This window comes from Deltaproteobacteria bacterium (assembly GCA_016208165.1).
Lineage (GTDB): Bacteria > Desulfobacterota > Desulfarculia > JACQYL01 > JACQYL01 > JACQYL01.
In genome coordinates, this window is the sequence record JACQYL010000091.1 from 1 (window position 1) to 11,008 (window position 11,008).

An 11,008-nucleotide genomic window follows, 5' to 3' on the forward strand; every position below is an offset into this window, starting at 1 on the left:
CCACCGATGCGATTTCCATCAGCTTCGCTTTCAGGCGTTGAGCCAAAAACGCGCCTCCCGTCCGGATACCCACCAGCACGAAGTTGTCCAGATTCTCGGACCGATGAATCTCCACGGCCAGCTCGTGTATCAAGTCCCGGATTTCCTGCTCTGTGAGGATGATCTCTTCCATGAATTTCCTTACCGAAAAGCTTCTATTTTACCGAATCCGAACGGTGTGTCAAATTTTTTGTGATGGAAACCGAGCTTTTGCCTCGTTCGCACAATAATCGATCAAATCGTTGAACGCCGGATATCCTGTCCTTCCAAGCTGCTCCCAGACCTCGACCAGATGGGCCACGGCGCCGGGGATGTGCTCCCTGAAACCGGGTTTTCCCTTCTCGACGCCGAGAACGGCGAACGCGCCCAACGCCTGCATCAGGCGGTGCAACGCCACGATGCCGAGGTGCTCCAGGAACTCCGACACGGGTTGCCACGTTCCTTCCGTTGCTTGCACATATCGTTCGATAAGCTGTCCTCTCATATCCCGGTCGAGCATAACGTACGGATCGTAGAGTAAAGAGACGAGGTCGTATTGGGGAGGCCCGATCCGAGCACCCTGAAAATCGATGGCGATCAGACGGTCCTGCTTCATCATCAGATTGCGCGACTGAAAGTCACGATGCATGAACCCACGGAACGGGATCCGGTCGATCTCTTGCGCCAGCACGCGCAGCTCCTCAGCGATTTTCCCTTTCTCAACTTCCAAGCCCAATCCTTTCTTCACAAAACGGTCGAGGAAGTACAAGCCCTCGCGCTCGTAGGCGAAATCCCCCGTATAACAGGAGGTGTCGAAGCACCATGCCACATCAAACGTAGGAGTGGCTTCCAATTGCAACCGCACCAGAAGATCGACCGCCCGGCAATAGCGTTCCATCGCCCTTCCCTGCTCCTTGTGCCGACACTCCCGATACAAATCCCAGTCGCCGAGATCCTCCAGGAGAAAAAAACGTCCCCGCTCATAGGTGATAATATGGGGAACCGGAATACCACAGTTCAAGAGATGGGTCCCTATGCGAAAATAGGATTCCGCCTCCGCCGGATGGACCCTGTGGTCCAACGCGATGACCGTTCCGCCGGAAAAGGAAACGCGGAAAAAACTGCGTTCGGAGCCGTCGCCTTTGAGAGGCGAAATGCTGAAGTCCGATTTCAGCTGTCGTCGAACGAAATCTTGGAGTTCGGAATCGACCATGCGTTTGCTCGCTCTGAGTGGTCACCGAGCCGGGACGACACCAACGGGTGTCCGGTCACGGCATACTTGGGGAACCCCTCCGTGCCCAAAAAATGTTCCCAACCTTTCTTTAGACGTACCCCAAAAGAAAAGGTTATGCTACCGCGCCCTGATTTTCAAGCAACTCCCGGCGTTAATTTCCGCCCCTTGCGAAGTTCTATGCCTTAAGGGCTTGGAGGAATGATGAAAGAATTGCTACTATTCGGAGACTAAATGGTCGGAAGAACGGCGGAATCGTTTTGAGACGGAGAGATCATGAAGACCTGGCTGCTGCCCACGTTCATCGCTATGTTCTGCTGGGGTTTATGGGGATTCATCCCAAAAATCACCACACGATACGTCAGCCCCGCGAGCGCCCTTATATATGAAACCATCGGTGTGATGGTGGTCGGTCTATCGACCCTGGTCTTTCTGCGTTTCCGGCCGGATCCGGATCTGAGAGGCATGGGTCTCGGAATCGGCACGGGCATCCTGGGGATGATCGGAGCCTTCTGCTATCTGGTTGCCGTTTCCAGGGGAAAGGTGTCCGTCATATCGGTGATGACCGCGATCTATCCGGTGATAAGCGTAGCGCTCGCGGCCATGGTGCTGAAAGAACCCGTAACGTTGAAAGAAGGCCTGGGGATGGGCTTCGCCCTTCTAGGGATTTTTTTGATGGCGTGGTAATGAAGCTGTCGGCCTAGTTCGGGTATGGCCTCCGAAGAAAACGCCACGCCGAAAAACGAACCCTGGGAATTCAGGAAAGGGAGAGAAGCTTCCTGAGAAACCGGTTCGCGGTCCAACGCACCAAGGCCAGGACGTAATTGCCACCGGACAGATAGGCCCCCGCCGTGAACATCAGGTGAATCAGCACCCAGATCGCGCCGCCTCCCAGCAGGAGAACCAGGGGCTTTTCCCACTGACGGGCAAGATAGACACAGACGCCAACTGCGGGAAGTCCCAGGAGATAACTCAGGGCCACAAGAACTAGCCCCGCATAAAAGCGTGGCGACGGTTTGGATCTGAATATGCTCAGATCGGCTTCCCGATTCAGGGCCCAACGGCCGAAACGGGTTTGGGCCAGGCGTTGAGCGATTATCCTATTCACGTGCATGGCCCATAGTAACAGCAGGGGGCGGCTCGGGCAAGAAGGATGCACGGGCTGCCCGATCGAGGTCTTCCCCCGAGACACATACCGTCAGGGTTCGGATCGAAACGAGAAACGGTGTGGCTCGGTGATCGATGGGCCGCCAACGGCGACTCGAATCTCAGGCCCTCACAGATGACGGATTTTCATCCTACAAACCCTCCTTTCGGTCGTTTGGTGTCCTGGATTGGGATACGAGGATCCTCTGCCGTCCGGTGGGTAGGGGTTAGCAAACACGAGCGAGAGCTGAATTTCACCCGAAACGGCATCTCCTCCACCCGCACAAAACGAACTTTAGCGCCTTTCAGGTTATAATACCTTCTCCGTAGCCTCAACGGCAAGCAATTGAGCCCGCTTCCCGTCACCGGGATGCCCATGGCGCGGTATGCCTTTCGGGAATCCGGGGACTACACAGTAGCGGGAACCGGAGCAGCGCCGTGAAAAATGCGTTGCTTTCGTCCCCATCCCTGACGATTGTCCTTGCTTTTTCCGATGATGTTTGGTAGCGAACGTTCGCATGCAAACAAACTCCCCTCCCCCAAAGTATTTCATAGGCACGCTGACCACCCGGGCGTCCCGAAAACTCACCGCGTACTACAACCGGGTCCTGGCGCCTCTGGGTCTGACGTATCAGCAGGCCATGGCCCTCGGCATCATCCGGCGGGAAGAAGCCATCAGCCTGGGAGTATTTGCGGAACGATACGGGGTGGGAAAAGCCGCCGCCGTCACCATGATCGAACGACTGGAAGCCATGGGACTCGTCACGAGAGAGCCGCACCCCACGGACGGCCGGTTGAACGCCATCCGGCTCACGGTCCGGGCTCGAACCCTCCTTCCGGAAATCCTGGAGGAGGTCAACAAATTGGAAAAAACCGTTGAATCTGCGCTGGGGATCGCCGATCTGGAAACCCTCGTGCGCGGGCTCAAAGTGATCTGTAACACGGATCTGTGATCTCAAGCGACCCGGATCAACATCACACAGAACCATAGGGAGATTTGGATGGAACCGAAGGAAATCATTCAAGCCGCTCTGAACCGAGGGCAAACAGCACTCTCCGAGTACGATTCCAAGAGACTCCTCGATGCTTTCGGAATCCCCATTACCAGGGAGGCGCTGGCTGCAACCGAGGAAGAGGCTGCGGCTTTTGCGAGGAAACTGGGTTATCCGGTCGTCATGAAGGGCTGTTCGCCCAGATTGATGCACAAAAGCGACCAGGGATGGATCGAACTGAACGTGGACAGTGAAGATCAGGTACGGCGCACTTTTCAGCGTTTCGTCCGCAAGGCGGAAGCGCCTCTGGACGGAGTACTCATACAGGAAAAGATCCTCGGCCCGCGCGAACTGGTCATCGGAATGAATCGCGATCCGCAATTCGGCGTATGCGTGATGCTGGGTTTGGGCGGGGTAATGACCGAGGTTTTCAAAGACACGGTGTTTCGAGTGGCGCCTTTCGATCTGCCGGAGGCGCGGGACATGACGGAAGAGTTGCGATCCAAGGATCTGTTGGGACCGTTCCGCGGGCAGGCGCCGGCGGATATCGAGGCCCTGTGCCGGGCCCTGACTGCCGTGGGAACACTCGGAATGGAATTGGAAGCGATTACCGAACTGGACGCGAATCCGGTCATTATCGATCCGCAAGGACGAATCGTCGCTGTGGACGCACTCGTGGTCCTGGAGGGATAAGAAACATGCTCGACTCGATCAAACAAAGCCCATTGTTCAAAATCATAAATCCCGGCAGCATTGCTGTTTTTGGAGCATCCAACAGCGCCACCACCATGGGAACGACGCTGCTCGATTCGATCAAATCCCTTGGATTCGAGGGAGCACTGTACCCCATACATCCCAAGGAGCCGGTGGTCCAGGGTCTGAAGGCCTATTCAAGTATCCGGGAAGTCCCCGAAACGCCGGATCTCGCGCTCCTGGTGCTCCCAACGCGTCTGGTGGCCGAAACACTGGACGCCTGCGGGAAAAAAGGCATCAAACACGCCATCGTGGTTTCAGGAGGATTCAGGGAGGTCGGCGGCGACGGCCTCCAATTGCAGAAAGAGTTGGAAGAGGTCGCCGGGAAGCATCGGATCCGCTTTTTAGGTCCCAACTGCATCGGCGTGACCAACCCGCACCACAAATTGAACACCACCTTCATGCCTTTCGCGGGGAAGCCCGGTTTCGTGGGGATGGCCTCCCAGAGCGGGAGCTTCGTGACACAGATGTTCGACTACCTCGACGGATTGGGAATGGGGTTCAGCGCGGCCTTCAGTGTAGGCAACGAAGCCAATGTGGACATTGTGGACTGTCTCGAGTACCTGGGCGCGTGCCCGAACACCAAAGTCATCGCTCTGTATGTCGAAGGCATCAAAAGGGGCAGAGCCTTCATAGAAACGGCCCGGTCCATCGCGCCCCACAAACCCATTGTGGCCATATACGTCAGCGGTTCCGAAGCGGGCAGGCGCGCCGGCTTTTCCCACACAGGCTCCCTCGCCGGTCCGGATCCGCTCTACGACGGCGCGTTTCGTCAGAGCGGCATCGTGCGGGCGCGCTCCGTAACGGAGCTTTTCGATTTCTGCTGGACACTCGGCCGGTTGCCCGTGCCGGAAGGTCCCAACGTCGTCATTCAGACCCATTCGGGAGGTCCCGGCGCCGCGGCGGCCGACGCCTGCAGCCGGGCCGGGCTGGGGGTGCCCCCCTTATCCGCGGATACCTTGGAACGCCTTTCCGCCTATGTTCCTCATACAGGGAGCATCAACAATCCCGTGGACCTCACGTTCATGAAAAACCCGCTGCACTACTACAACGAAATCCCGGAGGTGCTCATCAGCGAGGAGAAAGCGGATATCATGCTGATGTATCTGTTGATTTCGGATCAGAGCATCGAACGGGCCCTCACGCTCATGGGAATCCCGGAAGACCGGATAGAAAACGAGTCCGGCAAGTTCATTCACCAGGCGTGCAACCGGGTGGCCGAGCTTGCGGAGAAACAACGGAAACCGCTGGTCGGATACACCTTTCGAAACCTGGAGGAACGCTTCTGCCGCGTGCTCATCGAACGGGGCGTTCCGCTCTACCCCGGCCCCGAAAGAGCCGTCCCGGCCATCAAGGCCCTGCTGACTTACAAGAAGCTCCGCGAGAAGATCCTGTCGAGTAATGCCCGAAGGGGAGCGTAACGGCTCCGAAGATAAACCTTTCCGGGGGGGAACCTTTGCCCCTGTGGCAAGCCCCCCCTACCCTCCGCTTTGTCAAACGACGATGACGTTCTTCCCTTGCTCCCGGATTGACGCCTCTATAATATTCACTATGATGGAGTGACTATGATGATCTCCTTTATCATACTAACCATCGCCTTGACGGGTTTGATCTTCGTATGTCGTTTCTTATGGAAAAACGGATCCAGGTTCCGCCGCATGTCGATCAATCTTTGCATAGGCTTCTTCGCCTTGGGATATACGCTTTTGGCTCTGGAATATGCGTTCTCGTCATTCGTGAAAATTTCCGATGGGTTCGGATTTACCTTGGCGGCAAAAAAGTGGAACGAGACCTATTGGAAACCGATCAATTCCATGGGGTACAGGGACAAGGAACACCCATGGAACGAGGACCTCGGCACACGGATCCTGTTCGTTGTGGGAGACTCGTTTGCGGCCGGCCACGGTATCAAGGACGTTTGCAACCGTTTTTCCGACGTGCTGGCAAGAAAGCTGGGCGCCCGATGGGAAGTGGTTGTGCTGGCCCGGAACGGCTGGCAGACGGATCGTGAATACGAGGCAATGACACGCTATCCGAAAAAACCCGATCGAATCATCGTCTCGTATTGCCTGAACGACATTTACAGTGCGGCCGTGAGAGAAGGCGCGCCGCTTCCGGAGTTGGTGCGCCGGCCTGGTCCGTTCATCCGCCCTCTGGTGGACCACTCGCACCTTTTCAACTTTGTGTACTGGAGAGCGTATAGAAGCCTGAGGTCCGCAACCGATCAATATTGGAAATATCTCAACAAGGCCTACCAAACGGAAAAGGTCTGGCTGGCGCATACCAAGGAACTCTCGAGTATGCTGAACTACGCGGCCGATGCGAACGCCGACATCTGCTTCCTGATCTGGCCCCACCTGGGTGACCCTTCCGTAAGCCAAGGCATCACGGAAAAGGTGGCGCGTTTTCTGGCCGATTCGGGCGCGCTGGTGCTGGACCTCACCCCACATCTGCGGAATCGCAAGCCCCACGAAATGATGGTCAACAGCATGGACGGCCATCCCAATGAACGCCTTCACGCAGAGGTGGCCGAACTCCTGTACCGGAAGATGGAGCCCTGGGAAGGGTCGGCGTCCGCGGTCGAATGAAGCAAGTTGTCGGACAAGGAAGGCTTCCGGGCGCGCGGACGATGTCAACACAATAACAGGGAGGTGACCCGTTGGCTATTCTGGGACCGTATAACGCCGTCACGGATGTGGAAGGAATCCTCGTAGGGCACTACAGCGACCGGGCCGCCGCCTGCGGCGTCACCGTGATCCTCTGCCCGGAGGGCGCGACGGCCGGAGTGGACGTTCGGGGATCGGCCCCCGGCACTCGGGAGACGGATCTTCTCGAGCCCCAGAATCTGGTGGAAAAAGTGCAGGCGGTGGTATTGACCGGAGGGTCGGTGTACGGCCTGAGCAGCGCCGACGGGGTCGTGCGTTGGCTGGCCGAACGGTCCTACGGTTTTCCGCTGGATAAGGGACACGTGGCGCCCATCGTACCGGCCGCGGCCCTGTTCGATTTAGGACGAGGCGAGGACTTCGTACCCCCCATCGGCCCGGAATGGGGACGCAAGGCGTGCGATGCCGCCAAAGCGGGACCGGTGGACATGGGTTGCGTGGGCGCGGGTACGGGCGCTCTGGCCGGTGGCGTCAAGGGCGGCGTGGGTACGGCGAGCGAACGCTTGGGATCGGGCCTCATCGTCGGCGCTCTGGCGGCGGTCAACTCGCTGGGCTCGGTCATCGACCCGGCCACCGGCCGGCTTTGGGAGGTGCGGCTCGAGGTCGATGGTGAATTGGGAGACGTGGGAAAAAAGGCCGTCCAGATCCCCGCGCCTCCGGGGAGCGAACCCGGCCGAAACACCACCATCGGTGTGGTGGTTACGGACGGACGCCTCACCAAAGCCCAGGCCAAAAAAGTGGCTGAAATGGCGCAAGACGGTCTGGCCCGCGCCATCCGGCCTGCCCATACCATGTTCGACGGAGACACCATCTTCTGCCTGGCCACCGGCCGAAAGGAACTGCCGGGCGCCGAGGGTTTTTTCATCGGCGCGCAAGCTCAAGCCGTCAACGAGCTGGGCCGAGCGGCCGCCGACTGCTTCACCCGAGCCGTAATGAGGGCCATGCTGGAGGCCGAAAGCCTGGCCGGCATGACCGCCATTCGGGATCTGACGGGTCGGTAGCGACATTATCTCGTTGAATTGAGGATATGAGGTCGTCTTCCGGGAACGCCGAGCCTGCCTGGGCGTAGTCACGCCATAGGCATAACGAAGCCTGGCCCCGGCTCGGCCCAACAGTGGAAGATGCCAAGCCGGGGCTTCCGCCTCTTGAGAGAGCCGTAGGTGCCGGACTTTTCCTTGGGAGGTGATCTAACAGGGCGAAACGTTTTGAACGAACGGGCGCATAGAGACCCCTTCAGCCAAGGCCTCAGCGCTAGCCCCTCAGGGCCTCTTTCAGTCGTTCCATCATGATCTGGGAAATCCGTCCGTCAGCGTCCATCATGGAGCGATCCAACATCCATCCATTGGAAAAAGGAATCTTGTCTGGTCGATGCTTGAAACGGTAGGTTTTCTCGCGTGTCAAAGAGCGGAATGTAAGCTCATTTGCGGAAGGACTCACTATCATGACCTTGAGCCACTCTTGATCCCACGGTTCTCGACAAGCCACTACCCGGAGGTCTTGACATTTTCGCCACACCTCGTCGATGATTTCGGACGTGAGAGCCTCTCGAAATAGTTCTTTCGCGTCTTTTGCGCTTAAGCGATTGCTATCCCGGCAGACTATGGATTTTCCCGGCCAGCGCGAGTACTTAACTGAAAAAAAGTTTGCCGCTTTGCCGTCTTCCATCATTTCGAGACCGGCGTCGGCGGGCATAGCCCAGAAGTTGCCCTTCTCGAAGTAGAGCCACCGGTTCCTTTTCTTATCCGGCGGCCGCAACTGACGCCAAGTCTGCGTGTAGTAGTCCAAATCCCGCCGAAGCGCGAGGCCCAGGTTTACTCCGAGGTCTCTCCTGTCGGGAATTCTGTCGATGTAATCATACTTTCTATTCTTCACTCCAAAGTCTCCCTTAAATTCTTTTATGGATCCTATAGAATTTGTAGTACAAAAGCATTCGGAAGTCAAACGAAAGCGAAGGGCCTTGCGGATCAAGCTTGACGGAACCCTTTCCCCCTGGGTTTTCCCCTGTCCGAATGGATTTGACCGGATCAAGGATTCACGCAAAGCCTGGAAAAGCGCATATAAAAAGGCCGGGATCGAAGGGCACCTTTACCATGACTTGAGGCGAACCGCCGTGAGAAACATGGTCCGCTCGGGCATACCCGAACGTGTCGCCATGCAAATCTCCGGGCACCGGAGCCGGTCGGTCTTTGACCGCTACAACGTCGTGAACGAGCAAGACCTCAAAGACGCCGCCGAAAAACACGCCGCCTATTTAAAGGCGCTCCCCACCGCCCGAAAAGTGACCCCTATCAAGGACTAACCTCGACGACAGATTAATTTGACAATTGCACTTGAGATGGTTCAAATTGAAGTATGAAACCAAGACAGCGGAAAAGGAAGATACTAATATTGCTGCGGAAAAAGAAAATAGCAATATTGCTATGGAGTTTGACTATCGTCAGTATTTTGCTTGCCTTGAAAACTACAAGCGATCCGGTGCTCGAAATTTTTAACAACACATGGGTAGAGTCCTGGTTCCAACAGCTTCCTATTGGAAACGCAATACTTTTTAATCTTTCAACCGGGTTCTTGCTAAGTATGATTTTCTATTTGCTGGTTGTATGGCTTCCATATAGACGTACAAAGAACCTCATCAAACAAAATATGATTAAGCAGTGGGAATATTTTAAAGAAAGCTCTATAGAGATTTTATTATCTGCTTGTCATGAGGACTACGAAGTTGAGTTAGTTGAAATCTTAAAGGACCAGAATGAGTTTCGAAAATACTTTAAGGAACCCGCAAATGATTCTAGGGAACGATGGTATGCTGTTTGTAATGGACTCAATAATGAGTTGTTGTTAAATAAGCTGTTGGCAAGATTCGAACTATTATTGGACGAAGTGAGATATGTTTGCAACAACGTAACCATCGAAGATCCGGACGTTCTTACATTTGTTCAGGTTCTTTCAGAGACTGTGTACGAAATGAGGTTCGCTAATGCTGAAGACGCCGACTTAAAATCGTTAGTATGTTTACTTTGGAAATTATTCACAGGGTGGAGCGATATGGAAGGATACAGGGAAGACGACATCGTTGCTGTCATGATCAAAAGCATATAGATGGTGGGTCAGAACACAGCCGTTCTATTGCACTGGACGGCTCAACAATACGCTCCGTTCCCGATAGCCCCTTCGTGTACGGCTAAAAGATAATATACGCGAATACATCGCATTCATCAAACTTGGGGAAACGTAGCCGTCCATCGTCCATTGTGATACCAACGAATCGCCGAGCATGGTCCCGGCCTTTCTTGTCTTCCATTGATAGGGTACAAGGGACTTTTCGAAGAGGGTACAGGGGACTTTTGCCATGTTGCTTACTTAGACAAAATTTAGGGGATGACACAAAAGTATCCCAATGGGGTTTTTTAGGGTCAATTCCTATTTACGAACATCCGACAAATTGCTTGTAACTTCTTGAAACAATTGGTGCCTAGGGCGGGAATCGAACCCGCACGGACACAAGGTCCAAGGGATTTTAAGTCCCTTGCGTCTACCAATTCCGCCACCCAGGCACAGTGGTACTCGAAGGGCGAGAACAGAATTTCTTGAAGGTTGGGTTTGTTCCGCTAGCGGCGCACAGACTTCCCGGCGCGGTATGTTTTTGAAACCGTCTCCCGGCTCCGAAACGCTTGGCCTGCCCTCAAAGGCCGGAACAGCCCGCGCTTTTCTATTCAGCATCGAGCATAATCAGACCTCCCCCCGGTGTCAATATCAATTGTCCCCGCGCTTGCCGTACAGGTCCACATACCTTCGCTCATGAATCCAGCCAGGCTATCGGGGCCTGTTCGGCCCGGACCGGTTTAGGACGGCCAGCGTCCGTTTCCCTGGTACGGAACGAATCGGCCGCAAGTCGTCCGGATTTGTCCGGCCTGCGCCGATCCTTCATCCTGCTGCAAAGCGACGGGTCCAGGGCGCTGAGGGAGCGCAAAAAGGGATTTTCGAGACTCCGGATCGGGGTCGTGGAAAAAACAGTTGGTAAGGCGTGCATGGTTCTACTATAATGCCGATCGCTTATGGGATCGGACGGGTTCAGCGGAACTTGGCTTTTTACGGCGTTCTTCGGAGCGTTCCCGCGACACACTTCAAAGGGGGTGATACGACCAATTCGGCCGGAATCTACGGCTCGCCGTGCTGCTACTACACTTTTAACACAGGAGGTTTGC

Annotated in this window: 12 protein-coding genes and 1 tRNA gene; 8 read left to right on the top strand and 5 right to left on the bottom strand. The window is 55.6% G+C overall.

The window, feature by feature from the left end:
* Together HY788_17510 and HY788_17515 are read right to left on the bottom strand one after the other, a co-directional pair.
* On the bottom strand, window positions 1-172 hold a 172-nt coding region (locus HY788_17510), incomplete at its 3' end, for a bifunctional pyr operon transcriptional regulator/uracil phosphoribosyltransferase (GenBank protein ID MBI4775944.1).
* Between the two features lie 48 nt (window positions 173-220).
* A complete protein-coding gene (locus tag HY788_17515) occupies window positions 221-1,231 on the bottom strand; it encodes a phosphotransferase (protein ID MBI4775945.1) in 1,011 nt (336 codons plus the stop codon).
* Window positions 1,232-1,525: 294 nt separating this feature from the next.
* On the opposite strand from HY788_17515, the gene HY788_17520 reads away from it, so the two are divergent.
* Complete coding sequence (locus HY788_17520; GenBank protein ID MBI4775946.1) at window positions 1,526-1,936, top strand: DMT family transporter; 411 nt, start codon at window positions 1,526-1,528, stop codon at window positions 1,934-1,936.
* A 70-nt stretch (window positions 1,937-2,006) separates the two neighbouring features.
* On the opposite strand, the gene HY788_17525 is transcribed toward HY788_17520, so the two are convergent.
* Window positions 2,007-2,357 (bottom strand): hypothetical protein, encoded by a 351-nt coding sequence (locus HY788_17525; GenBank protein MBI4775947.1) that lies wholly within the window; start codon window positions 2,355-2,357, stop codon window positions 2,007-2,009.
* A gap of 556 nt (window positions 2,358-2,913) precedes the next feature.
* On the opposite strand from HY788_17525, the gene HY788_17530 reads away from it, so the two are divergent.
* From HY788_17530 to HY788_17550, 5 genes are all read left to right on the top strand, one after another.
* Window positions 2,914-3,348 (top strand): MarR family transcriptional regulator, encoded by a 435-nt coding sequence (locus HY788_17530; protein MBI4775948.1) that lies wholly within the window; start codon window positions 2,914-2,916, stop codon window positions 3,346-3,348.
* 48 nt (window positions 3,349-3,396) lie between these two features.
* On the top strand, window positions 3,397-4,080 hold the full coding sequence (locus HY788_17535; GenBank protein ID MBI4775949.1) for an acetate--CoA ligase family protein: 684 nt from the start codon (window positions 3,397-3,399) through the stop codon (window positions 4,078-4,080).
* Between the two features lie 5 nt (window positions 4,081-4,085).
* The gene (locus HY788_17540; GenBank protein ID MBI4775950.1) at window positions 4,086-5,561 is read left to right on the top strand and encodes a CoA-binding protein; all 1,476 of its coding nucleotides are present in this window, start codon (window positions 4,086-4,088) and stop codon (window positions 5,559-5,561) included.
* Between the two features lie 144 nt (window positions 5,562-5,705).
* Window positions 5,706-6,728, top strand: coding sequence for an SGNH/GDSL hydrolase family protein (locus HY788_17545; GenBank protein ID MBI4775951.1), 1,023 nt, complete (start codon window positions 5,706-5,708; stop codon window positions 6,726-6,728).
* A gap of 71 nt (window positions 6,729-6,799) precedes the next feature.
* Window positions 6,800-7,804 carry a P1 family peptidase gene (locus HY788_17550; GenBank protein MBI4775952.1) on the top strand — a complete coding sequence of 335 codons (1,005 nt, stop codon included), beginning with the start codon at window positions 6,800-6,802 and terminating at the stop codon, window positions 7,802-7,804.
* A gap of 250 nt (window positions 7,805-8,054) precedes the next feature.
* Here HY788_17550 and HY788_17555 read toward each other — a convergent pair whose 3' ends face one another.
* On the bottom strand, window positions 8,055-8,675 hold the full coding sequence (locus HY788_17555) for a hypothetical protein (protein MBI4775953.1): 621 nt from the start codon (window positions 8,673-8,675) through the stop codon (window positions 8,055-8,057).
* Window positions 8,676-8,700: 25 nt separating this feature from the next.
* Here HY788_17555 and HY788_17560 point away from each other — a divergent pair, with 25 nt between their 5' ends.
* Both HY788_17560 and HY788_17565 read left to right on the top strand, forming a co-directional pair.
* Window positions 8,701-9,102, top strand: a complete 402-nt coding sequence (locus tag HY788_17560; protein ID MBI4775954.1) for a tyrosine-type recombinase/integrase — start codon at window positions 8,701-8,703, stop codon at window positions 9,100-9,102.
* A gap of 89 nt (window positions 9,103-9,191) precedes the next feature.
* Complete coding sequence (locus HY788_17565; GenBank protein MBI4775955.1) at window positions 9,192-9,902, top strand: hypothetical protein; 711 nt, start codon at window positions 9,192-9,194, stop codon at window positions 9,900-9,902.
* Between the two features lie 367 nt (window positions 9,903-10,269).
* Here HY788_17565 and HY788_17570 read toward each other — a convergent pair.
* Window positions 10,270-10,357 (bottom strand) — tRNA-Leu (locus HY788_17570).
* Window positions 10,358-11,008: the final 651 nt, after the last annotated feature.

What these genes read in the sequence shown, in the direction of transcription:
- HY788_17545 (MBI4775951.1), top strand. Translation starts at nt 5,706, where the DNA reads ATGATGATCTCCTTTATCATACTAACCATCGCCTTGACGGGTTTGATC.
- HY788_17535 (MBI4775949.1), top strand. Translation starts at nt 3,397, where the DNA reads ATGGAACCGAAGGAAATCATTCAAGCCGCTCTGAACCGAGGGCAAACA.
- HY788_17515 (MBI4775945.1), bottom strand. Translation starts at nt 1,231, where the DNA reads ATGGTCGATTCCGAACTCCAAGATTTCGTTCGACGACAGCTGAAATCG.
- HY788_17530 (MBI4775948.1), top strand. Translation starts at nt 2,914, where the DNA reads ATGCAAACAAACTCCCCTCCCCCAAAGTATTTCATAGGCACGCTGACC.
- HY788_17540 (MBI4775950.1), top strand. Translation starts at nt 4,086, where the DNA reads ATGCTCGACTCGATCAAACAAAGCCCATTGTTCAAAATCATAAATCCC.
- HY788_17560 (MBI4775954.1), top strand. Translation starts at nt 8,701, where the DNA reads ATGGATCCTATAGAATTTGTAGTACAAAAGCATTCGGAAGTCAAACGA.
- HY788_17520 (MBI4775946.1), top strand. Translation starts at nt 1,526, where the DNA reads ATGAAGACCTGGCTGCTGCCCACGTTCATCGCTATGTTCTGCTGGGGT.